At 71.8% G+C, this 19,461-nt stretch carries 18 protein-coding genes and 1 tRNA gene; 10 read left to right on the forward strand and 9 right to left on the reverse strand.

Features of this window, described 5'->3' with window-relative positions; genetic code table 11:
• Positions 1-48: 48 nt before the first annotated feature.
• Positions 49-624, forward strand: a complete 576-nt coding sequence (locus J7E88_RS05690; RefSeq protein WP_215177963.1) for a TerD family protein — start codon at positions 49-51, stop codon at positions 622-624.
• 218 nt (positions 625-842) lie between these two features.
• On the opposite strand, the gene J7E88_RS05695 is transcribed toward J7E88_RS05690, so the two are convergent.
• Both J7E88_RS05695 and J7E88_RS05700 read right to left on the reverse strand, forming a co-directional pair.
• A complete protein-coding gene (locus J7E88_RS05695) occupies positions 843-2,228 on the reverse strand; it encodes a M1 family metallopeptidase (protein ID WP_215177964.1) in 1,386 nt (461 codons plus the stop codon).
• A gap of 189 nt (positions 2,229-2,417) precedes the next feature.
• Positions 2,418-2,957, reverse strand: coding sequence for a heme-binding protein (locus J7E88_RS05700; RefSeq protein ID WP_308307317.1), 540 nt, complete (start codon positions 2,955-2,957; stop codon positions 2,418-2,420).
• Between the two features lie 321 nt (positions 2,958-3,278).
• Here J7E88_RS05700 and J7E88_RS05705 point away from each other — a divergent pair, with 321 nt between their 5' ends.
• From J7E88_RS05705 to J7E88_RS05725, 5 genes are all read left to right on the forward strand, one after another.
• Positions 3,279-4,421, forward strand: coding sequence for a sensor histidine kinase (locus tag J7E88_RS05705; protein ID WP_251022220.1), 1,143 nt, complete (start codon positions 3,279-3,281; stop codon positions 4,419-4,421).
• The gene (locus J7E88_RS05710) at positions 4,418-5,038 is read left to right on the forward strand and encodes a response regulator transcription factor (RefSeq protein WP_215177975.1); all 621 of its coding nucleotides are present in this window, start codon (positions 4,418-4,420) and stop codon (positions 5,036-5,038) included. The genes J7E88_RS05705 and J7E88_RS05710 overlap by 4 nt, the downstream gene beginning before the upstream one ends.
• A 245-nt stretch (positions 5,039-5,283) precedes the next feature.
• Positions 5,284-5,784, forward strand: a complete 501-nt coding sequence (locus J7E88_RS05715) for a hypothetical protein (RefSeq protein ID WP_215177977.1) — start codon at positions 5,284-5,286, stop codon at positions 5,782-5,784.
• A 253-nt stretch (positions 5,785-6,037) separates the two neighbouring features.
• Positions 6,038-7,222, forward strand: coding sequence for an NAD(P)/FAD-dependent oxidoreductase (locus tag J7E88_RS05720; RefSeq protein ID WP_215177979.1), 1,185 nt, complete (start codon positions 6,038-6,040; stop codon positions 7,220-7,222).
• Between the two features lie 43 nt (positions 7,223-7,265).
• Positions 7,266-8,258 carry a zinc-binding dehydrogenase gene (locus tag J7E88_RS05725; RefSeq protein WP_215177980.1) on the forward strand — a complete coding sequence of 331 codons (993 nt, stop codon included), beginning with the start codon at positions 7,266-7,268 and terminating at the stop codon, positions 8,256-8,258.
• 42 nt (positions 8,259-8,300) lie between these two features.
• On the opposite strand, the gene J7E88_RS05730 is transcribed toward J7E88_RS05725, so the two are convergent.
• The gene (locus tag J7E88_RS05730) at positions 8,301-8,771 is read right to left on the reverse strand and encodes a GNAT family N-acetyltransferase (RefSeq protein WP_215177981.1); all 471 of its coding nucleotides are present in this window, start codon (positions 8,769-8,771) and stop codon (positions 8,301-8,303) included.
• A gap of 225 nt (positions 8,772-8,996) precedes the next feature.
• Between J7E88_RS05730 and J7E88_RS05735 the strand changes: the two genes are divergently transcribed.
• A complete protein-coding gene (locus J7E88_RS05735) occupies positions 8,997-10,388 on the forward strand; it encodes an FAD-binding oxidoreductase (protein WP_215177985.1) in 1,392 nt (463 codons plus the stop codon).
• 109 nt (positions 10,389-10,497) lie between these two features.
• On the opposite strand, the gene J7E88_RS05740 is transcribed toward J7E88_RS05735, so the two are convergent.
• A tRNA-Thr gene (locus tag J7E88_RS05740) sits at positions 10,498-10,574 on the reverse strand.
• 300 nt (positions 10,575-10,874) lie between these two features.
• Here J7E88_RS05740 and J7E88_RS05745 point away from each other — a divergent pair.
• From J7E88_RS05745 to J7E88_RS05755, 3 genes are all read left to right on the forward strand, one after another.
• Positions 10,875-12,002 carry an ABC transporter ATP-binding protein gene (locus J7E88_RS05745; RefSeq protein WP_215177987.1) on the forward strand — a complete coding sequence of 376 codons (1,128 nt, stop codon included), beginning with the start codon at positions 10,875-10,877 and terminating at the stop codon, positions 12,000-12,002.
• 199 nt (positions 12,003-12,201) lie between these two features.
• Positions 12,202-12,624 carry a hypothetical protein gene (locus J7E88_RS05750; protein ID WP_215177988.1) on the forward strand — a complete coding sequence of 141 codons (423 nt, stop codon included), beginning with the start codon at positions 12,202-12,204 and terminating at the stop codon, positions 12,622-12,624.
• 157 nt (positions 12,625-12,781) lie between these two features.
• Positions 12,782-13,504 carry a nucleotidyltransferase family protein gene (locus J7E88_RS05755; protein WP_215177990.1) on the forward strand — a complete coding sequence of 241 codons (723 nt, stop codon included), beginning with the start codon at positions 12,782-12,784 and terminating at the stop codon, positions 13,502-13,504.
• A gap of 98 nt (positions 13,505-13,602) precedes the next feature.
• Here the strand turns inward: J7E88_RS05755 and J7E88_RS05760 are convergent, their stop codons facing one another.
• The 5 genes from J7E88_RS05760 to ispD form a co-directional block, all read right to left on the reverse strand.
• The gene (locus tag J7E88_RS05760) at positions 13,603-15,219 is read right to left on the reverse strand and encodes a DoxX family membrane protein (RefSeq protein ID WP_215177993.1); all 1,617 of its coding nucleotides are present in this window, start codon (positions 15,217-15,219) and stop codon (positions 13,603-13,605) included.
• Positions 15,220-15,529: 310 nt separating this feature from the next.
• Positions 15,530-16,477: a 23S rRNA (guanosine(2251)-2'-O)-methyltransferase RlmB gene (gene rlmB, locus J7E88_RS05765; protein ID WP_215177995.1), complete on the reverse strand. Its 948-nt coding sequence runs from the start codon at positions 16,475-16,477 to the stop codon at positions 15,530-15,532.
• A gap of 94 nt (positions 16,478-16,571) precedes the next feature.
• Positions 16,572-17,972 (reverse strand): cysteine--tRNA ligase, encoded by a 1,401-nt coding sequence (cysS, locus tag J7E88_RS05770; protein ID WP_215177996.1) that lies wholly within the window; start codon positions 17,970-17,972, stop codon positions 16,572-16,574.
• 105 nt (positions 17,973-18,077) lie between these two features.
• On the reverse strand, positions 18,078-18,575 hold the full coding sequence (ispF, locus tag J7E88_RS05775) for a 2-C-methyl-D-erythritol 2,4-cyclodiphosphate synthase (RefSeq protein ID WP_215177997.1): 498 nt from the start codon (positions 18,573-18,575) through the stop codon (positions 18,078-18,080).
• Positions 18,565-19,302, reverse strand: a complete 738-nt coding sequence (gene ispD / locus J7E88_RS05780; protein WP_215177998.1) for a 2-C-methyl-D-erythritol 4-phosphate cytidylyltransferase — start codon at positions 19,300-19,302, stop codon at positions 18,565-18,567. The genes ispF and ispD overlap by 11 nt, the downstream gene beginning before the upstream one ends.
• Between the last annotated feature and the right edge of the window lie 159 nt (positions 19,303-19,461).

Consider the following 19,461-nt stretch of genomic DNA (forward strand, 5'->3'; position numbering starts at 1 on the left):
TTCGCAAGGACTCGAAGCCCGCACACTCGAAACGAAGGGGACTTCCCAATGGCAGTAAGCCTGTCCAAGGGCGGCAACGTCTCGCTCACCAAGGAGGCACCGGGCCTGACCGCCGTCACGGTCGGCCTCGGCTGGGACGTCCGCACCACCACCGGCACGGACTTCGACCTCGACGCCTCCGCCATCGGGGTCGACGCCGCGGGGAAGGTCGCCTCCGACGCCCACTTCGTCTTCTTCAACAACAAGTCGACGCCGGACCAGACCATCGTCCACACCGGTGACAACCGCACCGGCGAGGGCGGCGGCGACGACGAGCAGATCAACGTCAACCTGGCGGGCCTGCCGGCCGACGTCGACAAGATCGTCTTCCCGGTCTCCATCTACGACGCGGTCTCGCGCGCGCAGAACTTCGGCCAGGTGCGCAACGCGTACATCCGCATCATCAACCAGGCCGGCGGCGCCGAGATCGCCCGCTACGACCTGAGCGAGGACGCCGCCGTCGAGACCGCCATGGTCTTCGGCGAGCTGTACCGCAACGGCGCGGAGTGGAAGTTCCGCGCGGTCGGCCAGGGTTACGCCTCGGGCCTCGAGGGCATCGCCCGCGACTTCGGCGTCAACCTCTGACCGATCCGACCGCCTGAACGACGAGGCCCCCGGCCGCTTCGGCGCCGGGGCCTTTCCGTTCCCCGGGACTCCGTACACGCGGTCCGCCGTACACGCCGTCCTCCGCGCAACCGGTCCGCCGTACACCCGGTCCTCCCCGCAGCCGATCCGCCGTACACCCGGTCCTCCCCGCAGCCGGACTTCCGCGCAGCCGATCCGCCGTACACCGGGTCCGTCCTTCAGGGCCTGACCGGCCGCCCGTCCCCGTACAGCCATACGTCCCACACCCCGGTGAGGTCCTTGCCCGACTCCTCCTCCGCGTACGCGGTGAAGTCGGCGGTGGAGGCGTTGCCGTGGCGGTGCTCCGACGCCCAGCCGCGCACGATCCGGAAGAACGCGTCGTCACCGACCGCCGTGCGCACCTGGTGCAGGACCATCGCGCCGCGCTGGTACACCGGCGACGCGAACAGGTCCGCCGGGCCGGGCGGTTCGGCGGGCGGGAAGGTCCAGTTCTCATCGTTCTCGTACGCCTTCTCGAAGCTGTCCTCGACCGGGACGTCCTCGAAGTCCTCCTGCCACATCCACTCCGCGTACGTCGCGAAGCTCTCGTTGAGCCAGACGTCCTGCCACGACTCGGGCGAGACGGAGTTGCCGAACCACTGGTGCGCCAGCTCGTGCACCAGGGTCAACTCGTCGAACTGGTCCAGCGGGAAGACCGGCCTGGTCTGGGTCTCCAGCGCGTAGCCGATCCGCTCGCTCGGCACGACGATCGCACCGGCCGAGGCGAACGGGTACGGACCGAAGTACCCGATGCACCAGTCCAGGTAGTCGGGGAGTTCGCCGAGAAGGTCCGCGCTCGCCTCGGCCGCCTTCGGGTCGACGGCAGTGACGACCGGCAGCCCGGCGGCCGTGCGCGACGTCGTCACGCGCAGGTCGCCCACGGCGAGGGTCGCCAGATAGCTCGCCATCGGCTCGGCCGAGCGCCAGGAGTGGGTGGTGCGCCCGTCGCTGGTCCGTTCGCCGGTCCGTGCGCCGTTGGCGACCGCCGCGACACCCTCGGGCACGGTGATCGCGATGTCGTAGGTGGCCTTGTCGGCCGGGTGGTGGTTGCCGGGGAACCACGCCATGGAGCCGGACGGCTCGCCCACGGCGAGCGCGCCGGCCGATGTCCTCAGCCAGCCCTCGCGCGCGTCGTCGGAGTCGCTGACGGCCTGGGGGACGCCGGAGTAGCGGATGACCGTGACGAAGCGGGAGCCGTCGTCGATGTCCCGGCGCGGCCGCACGGTCAGTTCGTCCCCGGCCCGGTTCGCCGCCGCCCGCTGCCCGTCCACCGTGGCGCTCTCGACCGTCAGGCCGCGCAGGTCGAGGTGGAAGGCGCTCAGGTCCTGCGTGGCACGGGCGGTGAGCTCGGCCGTGCCGGCGAGGCGGCCGGTGGCCGGGTCGTAGTCAAGGGTCAGGTCGTAGTGCTGGACGTCGTAGCCGCCGTTGCCGAGCTTGGGGAAGTACGGGTCGCGCAGCCCTGCCGCTCCGGGCTCGCCGTGCACCCCCGCGCCACCGGCCGTGCAGCCCGTGAGGACCAGAGCGACGAGGGCGGCAAGGGGGCGGAGGTGTGCGCGCGCGTCCACTCCATGATCCTAGGTCGTGTCCGCGACGCCGACGGTGCCGGTATCCGGCACCATCGGTGCTCCGTCAGCGACCGCCGCCCGGCCACGGTCGCGGTCGCGGTGACGGTGACGGGGACGGGGACGGGGACGGGGACGGGGACGGGGACGGGGACGGTAGCGATGGCGGCCACGGTCGCCGCCGCCCTCGCGTCAGTTGCCCAGTGCCGCGACGCCCGCCTGCGCGAACTTCTCGTCCAGGGCGCCGCTCGGCGCACCCGCCACCCCGATGCCCGCGATCGGGGCGCCGCCCGCGGTGACGGGGGCACCGCCCGCGAGGAACAGCGTGCCCGGGATGTCCTTCAGGTTCGGGGCCTGTTCCAGGCGCTTGACCAGCTCGGAGGTCGGCGCGTTCCAGGACACGGCGGTGTACGCCTTCTTCTCGGCGGACTCGTACGACTGCGGGCCCGCGCCGTCGCCGCGCAGGGTGACGATCGTGTTGCCGTTGCGGTCGACGACGGCGACCGTGACGCGCTGGTTCTCCTTCTCGGCGGCCTTCAGCGTCGCCTGCGCCGCCTTCGTGGCGGCCTCGACGGTCAGGTGCGTGGACTGCTGCAGGTTGCGGTCCGAGGCGTCGGCGGCGACGGCGGCCCTCGCCTCGGCGGCCGGGGTGGACGCGCCGGCGGAGACCGCGCCGAACGTACCGGCGGCGACGACGGCGGCGGTGGCGGCACCGATGAGAGTCTTCTTCACGGGATGGCTCCTTGAGAGGTCCGGGGGTGAGAGGTTGCGGGGTTCGAGGGGCCCCGGGGCCGGGAGGCCCTGGGGCGGCATTGCGCTCTGCCATCGATCCTCCGGCCGCCACCCGCCCCGGACGGTCCGCGGTCCGGCTGCGCCTGTGACCCCCGACGGACGACGGGCGTGTCGACCGATCGGCTGATGCCACCCTGGTCCGCCCGGGTCACGATGGATGCCTGTGCCCATGCCCACAGCCAGGCCCCGGCCCTGGTGAGACCCCGCGAGGAGCGAGCCGTGCACGAGCAGGACCCCGATGCCCGATGGCTGGCGCGGGTCATGCACGCCGCGTTCTTCCTGCTGCTCGGCGCGTCACTCGCCCGCTACCTGCTGCGCCACCCCTGGGAGATCCGCTCCCCGTGGATCATCGGCCTGTCGGCCGCGCTGACCCTGCTCTACGTCCTCGGGCCGGTCTTCGGGCCGCGCGCCACTCCCCGCCGGTTCGTGCGGCCGTGGCTGTTCACCGTCGTCACCGTGTGGACGGTGCTCGTCGTCCTCGCGCCCAGCTTCGCCTGGTGCGCGGTGCCGCTGTTCTACACCGGCCTGCGCACGCTGCCGATGCGGGCCGCGATCGGGCTCGTCGTCCTGCTCACCGTCTTCGTCGTCACGGCGCAGGTCCAGCTCTCGCACGGGGGGTTCGACCCCAACCTGGTCATCGCCCCGCCCGCCGTCGCCGCGATCGCCACCGCCGTGTTCGTCCACGCCGAACGCCTCGTGACCCGCCAGCGCGCCCTCATCGAGGACCTGATCAGGACCCGCCGCGAACTGGCCGCCACCGAACGCCGGGAGGGCACCCTCGCCGAACGCCAGCGCCTCGCCATGGAGATCCACGACACCCTCGCCCAGGGCCTCTCCAGTCAGCAGATGCTCCTCCAGGCCGCCGACCGCACCTGGGACACCGACCCGCAGGCCGCACGCCGCCATGTCCGTACCGCCGGGTCGATCGCCGAGCACAACCTCGCCGAGGCCCGCCGCTTCGTGCACGACCTGGCGCCCGCCGACCTCGCCGAGGGCGGCAGCCTGGAGGAGGCGCTGCGCACCGTCGCGGCCCGCGAGTCCGCGGGCTTCCGGGTCGACGGCACACCGGTCGCACTGCCGGACCGCGTCCAGTCCGCGCTCGTACGCATCGCCCAGGGCGCACTGGCGAACGTGCGGGAGCACGCCGGCGCCACCACCGCCGCGGTGACCCTGACGTACCTGGACGACCAGGTCGTGCTCGACGTCGCCGACGACGGCCGCGGCTTCGACCCCGGCCAGAGCCCGCCCGGCTCGGCACCGTACGACACCGAACCCGGCGTACGCGGCCACGGCCTGCCCGCGATGCGGGCGCGGGTGCGGCAGCTCGGCGGCACCCTGACCGTCGAGTCGGCGCCGGACGAGGGCACGGTGCTCTCGGCGGCGATCCCCCTGGAGGTGTCATGACCGTACGGATCCTGCTCTGCGACGACCACGCGGTCGTACGGGCGGGGCTGCTCGCCCTGCTCGGGAGCGAGAGCGACATCGAGGTCGTCGGCGAGGCGGGCAGCGGCGAGGAGGCGGTGGCCATGGCCGCCAAGCTGACACCGGACGTGGTTCTGATGGACCTCCAGCTCGGTGCGGGCATCGACGGGGTGGAGGCGACGCGGCGCATCGCGTCGCCGGACGTGCATGTGCTCGTGCTGACGACGTACGACACGGACGCGGACATCACCCGCGCCATCGAGGCCGGAGCGACCGGCTACCTCCTCAAGGCGGAACGGCCCGAGGAGCTGTTCGCCGCGATCCGGGCGGCGGCCGAGGGCCGCACCGCGCTGTCCGCACCGGTCGCGGGCCGCGTCATGGACCGGATGCGGGGCGCGGCCGGGCCGACCCTGACCGAACGGGAACGGGACATCCTGGGCCAGCTCGCCCGCGGCCTCGGCAACCGCGAGATCGCCCGCGCGCTGTTCATCAGCGAGGCGACGGTGAAGACGCACCTGGGCCGTATCTACGCCAAACTCGGCGTGGACACGCGGGCGGGCGCGGTCGCGGTGGCGAAGGAGCAGCGGCTTCTGCCGTGAGCGCCGGCCTCTTTCCGTACGGCGCGGAGGGTGCACGGCCCTCGGTGGGGATCCTCCCGCCCACCGGAACCGTTCCCCCGCGGACGGTCCCCGCCCACCGGAGACCCATTCCCCAGGGACCGATCCCCGCCCACCGGAACCGTTTCCCCTGAACCGATCCGTTTCCCCTGAACCGATCCGCGCCCGCCGGGGACCCGTTCCCGCACCGGCTGAGGCGGGCTCCCAGGCATGACACCATCACTTACGTGCTCGACATCGGCTACTCCCTCTCGCGCCGCTTCCCCGACCCCCCGCAGACCGACTACCGGCACGCGGACGTCCACGCGCTGCGCCACGACCTGTTCTGCGGCGACGTGTACCTCGCCGACACCAAGGCGGACCGGGAAGTGTCCACAGCCTGGGGATGGGTGCCGGTCCTCGATTTCGCGTGGGCACTGTGCGACATCGTCGAGCAGCTCGACCGCGACCCGCTCGGCAGCCGCGCCGCACGGCCCCAGCACGCCGAGCTCGACTTCACCGAGTCCAGCGACCGCATGCTCTTCGAGCGGCGCTTCGGCTGGGTCGACGTCGAGGCGGACTGGATGCCGGGCGACGAGCCGCCCCTCACCTTCAGCCACGCCGAACTGCGCCGCGAGGCCCGCGACTTCCTCCACGACCTGATCGCCGACCTGACCGACATGCACGAGGGTCTCGCCGACAATCCCGCGATCTGGGACCTCCAGTCCCGCTTCCCCCGCGCCCAGTAGCCCCGGGGTACAGCCCCCTGCTCCGCCACCGCACGCCGATCCGCACCGCGAACGCCGGTGCCGGATCCAGCGGTTGCGCCGCGTCGATCACCGCACCCGTGAGCCGCGCCACGCCCCCACGCGCCTTCGCCATGGTCTTCATGGTGATGTGCGCCACTGACAGCGCCCCTCGGGCCCGCCCGATGTCACACATCGCCGCACCTGATCTGTCCTATCGGTGAGAAGGCACCCAGCCACCGAGGGAGAGACAGCAATGCAGGAGATCACGGTCGTCGGCGGCGGATTCGCCGGCCTCACCGCTGCCATCACCGCCGCCGAGTCCGGTGCCCGCGTGCTCCTGTACGAGGCGCACCACACGCTCGGCGGCCGGGCCCGCACCGCGGAAGGCCCCTACCGGACCAACGACGGCCCGCACGCCCTCTACCACCGCGGCCCCCACCGGACCTGGCTGAAGCAGCGCGGCCTGCTCGGTCCCATGGCCGCCCTCCCGCCCCGCGAAGGCACCCGCTTCCGCTTCCGCAGCGGCGGCGAACTGCGCAGGATGCCCCCGCTCGCCCTGCTGAAGATCGCCCGCCGCCCCGCCGAAGAGGCGCCCGTCGACACCGACTTCCTGACCTGGGCCACCGGTGTCGCCGGCGAGACCGGAGCGCGCGCCGCCGCCCACTTCATGGGCGTCGCCCTCTTCCACCACGACCCCGGCTCGCTCTCCGCCGCCTTCGTCCAGGAACGGCTCCGCCGCGCCACCGCCCTGCCACCGGAGGCCCACTACCCGCGCGGCGGCTGGGGCCAGGTCATCGACCGCATGGCCGCCCGCGCCTGGGACCTCGGTGTACGCATCGAGACCACCTCCCGCGTCGACGAGCTGCCCGAGCGCCACGGCCCCGTCATCGTCGCCACCTCCCTCGACGCCGCGCGACGGCTCCTCGGCGACGACACGCTGCGCTGGACCAGCGGCCGCACCACGCTCGTCGACGTGGCGCTGCGCACCTGCCGCCGCGACCCGTTCGTCGTCTCCGACCTCGACGCCCCCGGTTGGCTGGAGCGCTTCACCGCCCAGGACCCCTCCCTCGCCCCCGAGGGGCAGTCGCTCATCCAGGCCCAACTGCCCATCGGCCCCGAGGCGTCCAAGGCCGACGGCGCCGCCCACGCCGACGCCCTCCTCGACCTCGGCTTCCCCGGCTGGCGCGACCGCACCACCTGGCGCCGCGAGGCGCTGGCAGGCGGCCGTACCGGCGCCGTCGACCTGCCCGGCACCAGCTGGCGCGACCGGCCCGCCATCGACCGGGGCGACGGCGTCTACCTCGCCGGCGACCAGGTGGCCGCCCCCGGACTCCTGAGCGAGGTGTCATTCAACAGCGGCCTCGAAGCCGCCTCCCTCGCCCTGCGCGCCGGCCGGTGCGCAGACACCCGGACGCCTCTTGACCTCAAGCAAAATTGAGGTTGAAGAGTGGGCCCCGAAACCGACAACGAGGGAGCCCACCATGCACGCCGTACGCCTCCACGCCTTCGGCCCCGCCGAGAACCTCACCCACGAGAGCGTCGCCGACCCCGTACCCGGTCCCGGCCAGGTACGGATCGCCGTCGCCGCCGCCGGCGTGCACCTCCTCGACGCGGCCCTGCGCCAGGGCATGCCGGGCCCCTACACCGCCCCCGTCGAACTGCCCACCGTGCCCGGTCGCGAGGTCGCCGGAACCGTCGACCGGATCGGCGAAGGCACCGACGCCACCTGGCTCGGCAAGCGCGTCGTCGCCCACCTCGGCATGAACCCCGGGGGCTACGCCGAACTCGCCGTCACCGACGCCGACCGCCTCCACGCGATCCCCGACGACCTGGGTGAGCCCGAGGCCGTCGCCATGATCGGCACCGGCCGCACCGCCCTCGGCATCCTCCAGTTCACCGACCTCGGCCCCCACGACACCGTCATCGTCCCCGCCGCCGCCGGCGGCATCGGCACCCTGATCGTCCAATACGCCAAGAACGCCGGCGCCGCCGTCATCGGCCTCGCCGGCGGCCCCGACAAAACCGCACGCGTCCTCGCGAACGGCGCCGACCTCGCCGTCGACTACCTGCGCACCGACTGGCCCGAAACCGTCCGTGCCCACCTCGGCGACGCCCGCGCCACCGTCCTCTACGACTCCGTCGGCGGAGACACCGCCCGCACCGCCGCCGCATTCCTCGGCAAGGGCGGACGGCACATCGTCTTCGGCTGGTCCAGCCAGGGCCTCGGGGACGCCACGCCCGTCTTCACCGACGACGAACTCACCGCACGCGGCATCACCTCGGAAAGCGTCCTCGGCCCCGCCATGCTCGGCAGGGCCGGCGGTCTGCGCGCACTCGAGACCCGCGCCCTCGCCGAAGCCGCCGCCGGCCGACTGCGACCCGCCGTCACCCGCTTCCCCCTCGACCGGGCCGCCGCCGCCCACCGCGCGCTCGAAACCCGCGGCACCATCGGCAAGGTCGTCCTCGTCCCCTGACCCCCACGGGCCCGGAGACCGCCCCCGCACCGGCCCCGGGCCCTACGACCCCAGCGTCGCCAGCGCCCCGTCCGTCAGCCGGTACACCGTCCACTCGTCCTGCGGCTTCGCACCCAGCGACTCGTAGAACCGGATCGACGGCTCGTTCCAATTCAGCACCGACCACTCGAGACGCTCGTAGCCACGCGCCACACAGATCCGCGCCAACTCCGTCAGCAACGCCTTCCCATGGCCCCCACCACGCAACTGCGGCCGCACATACAGATCCTCCAGATAGATCCCGTGCACCCCGCGCCACGTCGAGAAGTTCAAGAACCACAACGCGAACCCGGCCACCTCACCGGCATCCGTCTGCGCTATGTGCGCGAACGCGGCCGGCCGCTCCCCGAACAGAGCCTCACGCAACTGCCCCTCGGTCGCGTTCGCCTCGTGCAGAGCCTTCTCGTATTGGGCGAGTTCCCGCACCATCTCGTGGATCACGGGCACGTCATCAGGCGTAGCAGTACGAATCATGCGCACAGCCTGCCCCGACGCCCGCCTGCCGTGCCGGCGGCGTCCGAGCGATGGGCACGCAAACACCTCCACCAGCGCCGCCCCGACTCCTCCCCGTACGGCAGCAGCGAGGCGACCAGCTCATCGGAATGTCGATCAGGCCGCGACCGTACGTCGCGAATCCCTGCCCGGAGCAGTAAATTCCGCCACACGAACGCGTCCACCGGCAGGGAAGCAGCAATCGACATGAGCACCGTCAACGGCGGCATATCGTTCTGGTACGCACAGGACGGCATCCCCACCCCTCGCGAACCCCTGCCCGGCGACACCACGGCCGACATCTGCATCGTCGGCGGCGGATACACCGGCCTGTGGACCGCGTACTACCTCAAAAAGGCCGTCCCCTTCCTCAACATCACCGTCCTGGAAGCCGCGTTCTGCGGCTACGGCGCCTCCGGACGCAACGGCGGCTGGCTCTACAACGGCATCGCCGGACGCGACCGCTACGCCCGCCTCCACGGCCACGACGCCGCCGTCCGCCTCCAACAGGCCATGAACGAGACCGTCGACGAAGTCATCCGCACCGCCGACGCGGAGGCCATCGACGCCGACATCCACAAGGGCGGCGTCCTCGAAATCGCCCACACCCCGGCCCAACTCGCCCGGCTCAAAGCCTTCCACTCCGTCGACATCGCCTTCGGCGAGAAGGACCGCCTCCTCCTCGGCGCCCGCGAGACCGCCGAACGCATCCACGTCACCGGCGCCGTCGCCTCCAGCTGGACTCCCCACGGCGCCCGCCTCCACCCCGGCAAGCTGGTCAAGGGCCTCGCCGCCGCCGTCGAGGCGCTCGGCGTCACCATCCACGAGTCCACCCCGGTCACCGAGATCAGACCCAAGCACGCCGTCACCCCCTACGGCACGGTCCGCGCCCCCTACATCCTGCGCTGCACCGAAGGCTTCACCGCCTCGCTCAAGGGCCGCCGCCGCACCTGGCTCCCCATGAACTCCTCCATGATCGTCACGGACCCCCTCCCCGAGCACCTCTGGTCCCAGATCGGCTGGTCAGGACGCGAAACCCTCGGCGACATGGCCCACGCCTACATGTACGCCCAGCGCACCGCCGACGACCGCATCGCCATCGGCGGCCGGGGCGTCCCCTACCGCTACGGCTCCCGCACCGACCATGACGGCCGCACCCAGCCCGCCACCATCGAAGCCCTCCGCGAGATCCTCATCCGCTTCTTCCCCCAACTCGCCGGCACCGGCATCGCCCACGCCTGGTCCGGCGTCCTCGGTGTCCCCCGCAACTGGTGCGCCACCGTCACCCTCGACCGCTCCACCGGCCTCGGCTGGGCCGGCGGCTACGTCGGCTCCGGCGTCGCCACCGCCAACCTCGCCGCCCGTACCCTGCGTGACCTGATCCAACAGGACTCCGGCCAGTCCGGCCCGACCGGCCTGACGACCCTTCCCTGGGTGAACCACAAGGTCCGCAACTGGGAACCCGAACCCCTGCGCTGGCTGGGCGTCCACACCCTCTACGCGGCCTACCGCGCGGCAGACCGCCGCGAATCCACCACCCACACGGCTACGACGCATCGCCTGGCGGCACTGGCGGACAAGATCTCGGGCCGCCATTGACGCCCCCGGACCGGGCGGCCCCCGGCCGCCCCCCTGCTCCCGCTGCCGCCGATACGCACCCGCAAAACGAACGTGTCCCGGACCTGAGAAGCCCGGGACACGTGTTCGGTGGAGCCCCCTGTCGGATTCGAACCGACGACCTACGCATTACAAGTGCGTTGCTCTGGCCAACTGAGCTAAGGAGGCAGCGTCACGCAGGGTCACCCGCGCGTGAAGGCGTCACCACTCTACACAGAGCCGTGAATCACCGGCCAAGAGGTTTGCCCCTCGCGTAACCGACCAGTCACACGGTCGCTGAACGGGCTCAAGTGCTGTTCCGACCGGACAGCAGGGAGGGGTCCTTTGAAAATTTCGTCGGCCACCGACTGCTGACAGATCCGACATCGCCAGGTAGCGTCACCGCAAGTCCACCCATGGGTGGACTGGACCACTCCCTCTACAACGGATCGTCCGGCACGTTCCTGCCGGTGAAGGGAGCCATTCACCATGGCTACTGTCACGTTCGACAAGGCGACCCGGATCTATCCGGGTTCCGACAAGCCCGCCGTCGACCAGCTCGACATCCAGACCGAGGACGGCGAGTTCCTCGTCCTCGTCGGCCCCTCCGGCTGCGGCAAGTCCACCTCCCTGCGCATGCTCGCCGGGCTCGAAGACGTCAACGGCGGGTCCATCCGGATCGGTGAGCGCGACGTCACTCACCTGCCGCCCAAGGACCGGGACATCGCCATGGTGTTCCAGAACTACGCGCTCTACCCGCACATGAGCGTCGCCGACAACATGGGCTTCGCGCTCAAGATCGCGGGCGTGAACAAGAGCGAGATCCGCAAGAAGGTCGAAGAGGCCGCGAAGATCCTCGACCTCACCGAGTACCTGGACCGCAAGCCGAAGGCGCTCTCCGGTGGTCAGCGTCAGCGTGTCGCCATGGGCCGGGCCATCGTGCGCGAGCCGCAGGTCTTCCTCATGGACGAGCCGCTGTCGAACCTCGACGCCAAGCTCCGTGTCTCCACGCGTACGCAGATCGCGTCGCTGCAGCGCCGTCTCGGCATCACCACGGTGTACGTCACGCACGACCAGGTCGAGGCCATGACCATGGGCGACCGTGTGGCGGTGCTCAAGGACGGTCTGCTCCAGCAGGTGGACTCGCCGCGCAACATGTACGACCGCCCGGCCAACCTCTTCGTCGCCGGCTTCATCGGCTCCCCGGCCATGAACCTGGTCGAGGTCCCGATCACCGACGGCGGTGTGAAGTTCGGCAACAGCGTCGTCCCGGTGTCCCGCGAGGCCCTGTCGGCCGCCGCCGGCAAGGGCGACACGACCGTGACGGTCGGTGTCCGCCCGGAGCACTTCGACGTCGTCGAGCACGGCGGTGCGCAGACCGCGACGCTCTCCAAGGACGCGCCGGCCGGCCTCGCCGTGTCGGTGAACGTCGTCGAGGAGCTCGGCGCCGACGGCTATGTGTACGGCTCCGCCCACGTCGGCGGCGAGCACAAGGACCTGGTCGTCCGGGTCGGCGGCCGCAGCGTGCCGGACAAGGGCAGCGAGCTGCACGTCGTGCCGCGTACGGGCGAGATCCACGTCTTCTCGACGTCGACGGGCGAGCGTCTGAGCGACTGACGCGCTCTCGGTGGCACAGAGCCGGGCTCCGCACGGGACGTGCGGAGCCCGGCTTTTTCATGCAGGCGACCAAGTCCAGGCTGTACATCGGCATTTCACCCCGGTGCGTCAACACCCGATTCGAAAAGCAGCCTCGAACCATCCCCCGAGCGAGTGACGGAATGTCCCCAAACCATCACTGGCCGCTACGCTCGCTCGCGTGACCCACACAGCCCGCCGAATCGGCCGCACTCTCGCCCTCGTTCTGCCTGTCGTCCTGGTGCTCTCAGGAACCCTCGCGGTGTCCAGCGTCCCGTGGGCGGGCCAGGCGACCGAGTCGCACGTGCTCACCGTCTCCTCCGAGCACGTCTCGGTACGCGCCAAGTCCCGTGCGCCGCAGGACGTTCTCCGCGACAAGCTGCTCACCCAGCTGCAGACGACGGACCCGGGCGTCGCGCTCACGCATCTTCAGCGCGAGGTGGAGGCGCGTCCGTCGCTCGCCCAGCACTGCATGTCGATCGCCCGCGCCCTGGGCCGTGCCGCCGTGGACCGCTACGGGCCGACGCGCGCGCAGCGGTTCTCGCGCCCCGTCTGCGACACCTCCTTCGCCACGGGCGTCCAGCAGCAGGTGCTCGGCCATTGAGGCCGCGCCTGCTGCCGGACCGGAGGGACCGCCTGAGGGGCCAGGCGCGGCCGCGTAGGCGGTCGGCAGCACCGATTCATGGACCGGTTGACGGACCGGGCCCGCGGACGCGGGTCCGGTCCGTGTCGTGTCCGGCGGTGCGCATAGGGTTCACGGCATGCAGACGCCTACGTATCCGACGCAGGCCGTGATCCTGGCGGGTGGCCAGGGCTCGCGGCTGCGCCCGTACACCGACGACCGCCCCAAGCCGATGGTGGAGATCCCAGGCACGGGGGTGCCGATCATCGGACATCAGCTGGCCTGGCTGGCGGCGGAAGGCGTGACCGATGCCGTGGTCTCGTGCGGCCATCTCGCCGAGGTGCTCCAGGAGTGGCTGAAGAGCGCCGAACTGCCGCTGCGGGTCACGACGGTGGTGGAGACGGAGCCGCTGGGCCGCGGCGGCGGTCTGAAGTACGCGGCGGCGAGTCTGCCGCATCCGGACCGGCCGTGGTACGCGACGAACGGTGACATCTGGACGCGCTTCTCACTGCGCGAGATGGCGGCGTTCCACTCGGAGCGTGACGCGACGGCGACGCTGGCACTGGCCCGGCCCCGGATTCCGTGGGGCGCGGTGGAGACGGACACGTTCGGGCACATCACGGACTTCATCGAGTCGCCGCCGTCGCCGTATCTCATCAACGCGGGTGTGTATGTGTTCTCGGCCGCGTTCACGGGCCTGCTGCCGGACGTCGGTGACCATGAGCGCACGACGTTCCCGCGGCTGGCCCGGGAGCGGCGCCTGGCGGGTTTCCCCCTGCCGCAGGGGGCGTACTGGCGGGCGATCGACACGGCGAAGGATCTGACCGAGGCCGCCAAGGAGCTCGCCGCGCAGACGCGCTGAGCCGCTGAGCCGCTGAGCCGACGCGGGTGTGGTGGACACGCGTCAGGGCGGTCACCGGAAGTATGCGGTGACCGCCCTGACGCGTATACGGTCTCGGCTCAGCCCAGCAGGCCGCCGATGACGCCCCCGGAGGAGCTGCCGCCGGAGTCTCCCGTGCCGCCACTGGGGGCCCCCGAGCCGGCGCCGCCGCTGGAGGTGCTCCCGGAGCCGGCGCCGCCGCTGGAGGTGGGGCCGGAGCTCGTGGTCGGCGGCGGGGCCGGCTGCGAGTCCGTGGGGGCCTGCTGGCCGGTGCCCTGGGTGTGGCTGGGGGTGCCGCCCACCTGGCCGGTCTCGCGGACGCTGTCCTTGGCGGGTGGGGAGGCCTTGGACGTGGGGGTGCCGGAGCGGCTGGCCGAGGGGGACGGCCGGTCCTCGCGCGCGCCGGACGGGCTGCGTTCGATGCCGGGTTCCAGCGGGATCGGGGCGCCGGGCAGGTGGTTGCTGGGGTTCTGGTCGGGGCCGGGCACGGTGACGACCTCGGTGGAGCGGACGGCGCCGCCGAGCATGGATCCGGTGAGCATGGTGAGACCCACGACGACGGCGGCGGCGAGCCCGCCGCGGCGCAGTACGCGGCGACGCAGGTCCCAGATCTCGGAGCGCGGGCCGAGGGTGCGCCATGCCTCGCCGGCGAGGTGGCCGTCGATGGAGTAGACGGGGGCGCCGGCGATGATCAGCGGGGACCAGGCGGCGAGGAAGATGAGGTCGGGGGCGTCGTAGACGGGAACGGTCCGCCAGCTGACGGTGAGGATCAGCGCGGCGGACAGCAGGCCGCCGATGGCGGCGGCGACGCGCTGCCACAGGCCGAGGACGGTGAGGACGCCGACGACGACCTGGAGGAAGGCGACGGTGAGTCCGGCGCCGATCGGGTGCGCGAGCGCGAAGTCGCGCATCGGCTCGGCCAGCGCCCAGGGGTGGAGCGAGCCCAGCCACTTGATCAGGGAACCGCGGTCGCCGCCGTCGAAGTAGACGGGGTCGCAGAGCTTGCCCATGCCGGCGTACACGGAGATCAGGCCGAGGAGCACGCGCAGCGGAAGGAGCACCACGCCGAGGTTCATTCGGCGGCCGGGGTAGTAGGCGTGCCGTGTGGGGTCACCGGCGGGCCGCCGGGCGACGTGCTCCTGGGCGGCGGTCGGGGCGATCTCCGCGTACGGCTCGGGGGCGTAGGTGTCCTGGCCGTAGGAGTCGTAGGAGCCGTAGGAGTCGTGCGAGCCGTAGGAGTCGTGCGAGCCGTACGAGCCGTACGAGTCGTAGGCGCCGGCGGCCTGGCGCATGGGCGGCAGCAGGGGGCGGCCGTCGGTGACCGCGGGGTGCTGCACGGTGTCGTCGCCGAGGTCGACGCGCGGCATGACCTGGGTGGCGCCGGCGTTGTACGGATCGTGCTCCAGGGTGGTGTTGCGCACGGCCTGGAGGAGTCCGGTCGCGCCGGAGTCCCCAGGTGCGGACCTGCCGCTCCATACGACGGGTGCCCTGCGCCGCGCGGCGGTGCCCTGCGCGCCGACGAAGGCGAGCCGTGCGGTGTCGGCCGTGGCACGTGCGGGGCGCGGGCTCTGGGCGAGCTGCACCCGGAAGCTGGCGTGGTTGACGATGACCTGCGAGGGATCGCAGTTCACCTTGACCATGCTCAGTGCAGGCTGATCATCGAACCCGGACCGGGGCGTTCTGGTGTCCACACTCATCTAACCGAGTGACGTGTGTTTTGGGCACGGCCCCGACCCGCCCGATCTGTCGGAGACCCGTCAAGAGCGCCTTTTGAGCCTTTTCGACTGTCCTCTACCGGGTCTGCCCACCTCGCGGCACACTCTGGCGCTCGCTGCCCTTACGGCACTCCCCGGTGGTTCGATCCACACCCGGCCGGGCTCGGTCGGGCCCGGCCGGGATCACCGGGTCCGTCCACGCCCGGCCGGGGTCATCCCCGCCGGGTCGGTCCACGCCCGCCTGGTCAGTCCGCGCCCGGCGGGTCGGTGCCGATCCGCCGGGCGATACGCCTCAGCGGCGCTTGGCCGCCTCGTAGAGCACGACACCTGCCGCGACGCCCGCGTTCAGGGACTCCGCGCCGCCCGGCATGGGGATGCGGACCAGGTAGTCGCAGGTCTCGCCGACCAGGCGGGACAGGCCCTTGCCCTCGCTGCCGACCACGATCACGACCGGGCCGCCGAGCGCCTCCAGGTCGCCGACTTCGGTGTCGCCGTCGGCGGCGAGACCGACGACGGTGAGGCCGGCCTTCTGGTACGACTCCAGGGCGCGGGTCAGGTTGGTGGCGCGCGCGACGGGCGTGCGCGCGGCCGTGCCGGCCGAGGTCTTCCAGGCGCCCGCGGTCATGCCGGCCGCCCGGCGCTCGGGCACGACGACGCCGTGGCCGCCGAACGCGGACACGGAGCGGACGACCGCGCCCAGGTTGCGCGGGTCGGTCACGCCGTCGAGGGCGACGATCAGCGGGTCCTCGCCGTCGTCGAAGGCGGCGGCCGCGAGGTCCTCGGGGTGCGCGTACTCGTACGGCGGGACCTGGAGCACCAGGCCCTGGTGGTTGAGCCCGTTCGTCATCCGGTCGAGCTCGGGCCGCGGGGCCTCCATGATGTTGATGTTGCCGCGGCCGGTCGCGAGCTGGAGGGCCTCGCGGACGCGCTCGTCGTTGTCGATGAACTGCTGCACGTAGAGCGTGGAGGCGGGCACGCCGTCACGCAGCGCCTCGAAGACCGGATTGCGGCCGACGACCATCTCCGAGGCGCCCTTGCCGCCGCGGCGCGCGACGGTACGGCGCTGTGTCTGCTTGGCCTTGGCGTTGGCGAGGCGGTTCTTGACGTGTCCCTTGCGTGCGGACGCGGGCGGCGTCGGCCCCTTGCCCTCGAGTGAGCGGCGCCGCTTGCCACCGCTGCCGACCTGCGCGCCCTTCTTGTTGGACGTGCGGCGGTTCCTGCGCTGGCTGTTCCCGGCCATGACCTACCTGTTTCTGTAAAGCTCGCTCAAACAAAAGTGTGTACGTGAGGAAGTGTGCCGCCCGGTGGTCCGGGCGGCACATCGCGCCGGTGGCTCAGCGGGGACCGAGGGTCCATCGGGGGCCGTCGGGGCTGTCCTCGATGACGAGCCCGGACTGGCCGAGCTGGTCGCGGATGGCGTCTGCGGTGGCCCAGTCCTTGCGGGACCGGGCGGCCTCGCGCTGTTCGAGCACGAGGCGCACCAGGGAGTCGACCACGCCATGGAGGTCGTCGCCGCGGTCGCCCTCACCCTCCCAGCGTTCGTCGAGCGGGTCGAGGCCGAGGACACCGAGCATGGCACGGACCTCGGCGAGGCGGGCCACTGCGGCTTCCTTGTCGTCGGCGGCCAGCGCGGAGTTGCCCTGGCGGACGGTGGTGTGGACGATCGCGAGCGCCTGCGGCACCCCGAGGTCGTCGTCCATGGCCTCGGCGAACGCGAGCGGCACCTCGACGGCGGGCGCGACGACGCCCCCCGCCTTCTCGACCACGCGCTGCACGAAGCCCTCGATGCGGGCGAACGCGGACTCGGCCTCGCGCAGCGCCTCCTCGCTGTACTCGATCGTCGAGCGGTAGTGCGGGGTGCCGAGGTAGTAGCGCAGGACGATGGGGCGCCACTGCTTGACCATCTCGCTGACCAGCACCGAGTTGCCGAGCGACTTGGACATCTTCTCGCCGCTCATGGTGACCCAGGCATTGTGCACCCAGTACGAGGCGAAGTCGTCGCCGAAGGCCTTGGCCTGGGCGATCTCGTTCTCATGGTGCGGGAAGATCAGGTCGAGGCCGCCGCCGTGGATGTCGAACGCGGAGCCCAGGTACTTGTGGGCCATCGCCGAGCACTCCAGGTGCCAGCCGGGACGGCCGCGTCCCCAGGGCGTCTCCCAGTCGGGCTCGCCCGGCTTGCTCGCCTTCCACATGGCGAAGTCGCGCGGATCGCGCTTGCCGGTGATGCCTTCCTCGGTGGGCTGGCGCAGGTCGTCGATGTCCTGGTTGGACAGCGCCAGGTAGCCGGGGAAGGAGCGGACGTCGAAGTAGACGCTGCCGTCGGCCTCGTACGCGTGGCCGCGCTCGATGAGGCCGCGCATCATCTCGACCATCTCGGTGACGTGGCCGGTGGCGCGCGGCTCGTAGGTGGGCGGGAGGCAGCCGAGTGCCTCGTAGCCGTTGTTGAACGCGCGCTCGTTCTCGTAGCCGATCGACCACCACGGCCGGTTCTGCTCGGCCGACTTGTTGATGATCTTGTCGTCAATGTCCGTGACGTTGCGGATGAACGTCACGTCGTAGCCGCGGTACTCGAACCAGCGGCGCATGATGTCGAAGTTGAGGCCCGACCGGATGTGCCCGATGTGCGGTGCGGCCTGCACGGTGGCGCCACACAGGTAGATCGAGACACAACCCGGTACGAGGGGGGTGAAGTCACGGATCTGCCGGGCGCTGGTGTCGTACAGGCGAATAGTCACGCATCAAGGGTAGTGGGCGTATGGCAGTGCCCCGCGCCCCTGTGGGGTTCGCGGGGCAACTTGTGATATCGCCGGGGGTCACCGGGGGTCACCGGACAAGCGGATTCAGGAGGTCCGCACGATGAGCGCGGTGGCGATGGCGGCCAGCCCTTCGGCCCGTCCCGTCAAGCCGAGCCCGTCGGTGGTGGTCCCGGACACGGAGACGGGGGCCCCTGCGGCCGCCGAGAGCGCCTTCTGTGCCTCGTCGCGCCGCTTGCCGATCTTCGGCCGTACGCCGATCACCTGAACGGAGACATTGCCGATCTCGAACCCTTCGGCGCGCACGATCCGCGCGGCCTCCGCGAGGAGGCTGACGCCGGAGGCGCCGGACCACTCGGGCCGGGAGGTGCCGAAGTGTGCGCCGAGGTCGCCGATGCCGGCGGCGGAGAACAGGGCGTCGCAGGCCGCGTGCGCGGCGACGTCGCCGTCCGAGTGGCCGGCGAGTCCGTATCCGTCGGCGTCCTCCCAGAGCAGCCCGGCGCACCACAGTTCGCGGCCCTTCTCGAAGGCGTGCACATCGGTACCGACGCCGACGAGGGGAAGGTTCAGCGGCTCAGAAGCCATCGTTGACCCTCCTGCGGGCGAGTACGGCTTCGGCGAGGACGAGGTCGAGCGGCCGGGTCACCTTGAAGGCCTCCTCGTGGCCGGGGACGACGACGACCTTGAGGCCGAGCTGCTCGACCATGCCGGCGTCGTCGGTGACGTCGGCGGTGATGGTGGCGTGCGCACGCACGAGCGTGTCGTGGTCGAAGCCCTGCGGGGTCTGCACGGCGCGCAGCCTGGCGCGGTCGGGGGTGGCGACGACCGGCTCGGGCTCGCCCTCCGGCACCGGCTCGACCTCCTTGACGGTGTCGGCGAGCGGCAGTGCCGGTACGACGGCGGGCGCGCCGTCGCGCACGGTCTCGATCACGGCGTCCACGGTCTCGACGGGCACGAGCGGGCGCGCGGCGTCATGGACGAGGACGATGTCGATGCCCTCAGGGAGCGCGGCGAGGCCGAGACGTACGGATTCCTGGCGGGTGTCACCACCAGGGACGACGAGGTAGTCCGTCCTCTCGGGCAGGGCGTGGGCGTCAAGGAGGTGCTTGACCTCGGGTGCGCCGTCGGGCGGCGCCACGACGACGACGAGGGACACCGAGCGGGATGCGGCCATGGCGCGGACGGCGTGGATCAGCATGGGCGTGCCGTTCAGCGCGCGCAGGGCCTTGGGGGCGCCCGGTCCGAGGCGCACGCCCCGGCCGGCGGCCGGGATCACGGCTGCGGTGCGGTGGGGGCGCGGTTGGTCTGGCATCGGTTGCACTCCGGCAGGTTTGTTTCCTTGGCCGACATGGGTATGGCCTGGGATACCCCCGGCCGTAGGTTGGGGGAGTGCCGGGCGCGACGCCTTGACCGGACCCTTCCGTGACCACTGGTCTGCGCCAGCCGCCCGGGCCCGGCACACCACAACAGC

The organism is Streptomyces sp. ISL-10, assembly GCF_018614575.1.
In the GTDB taxonomy this organism is placed as follows: Bacteria; Actinomycetota; Actinomycetes; order Streptomycetales; family Streptomycetaceae; genus Streptomyces.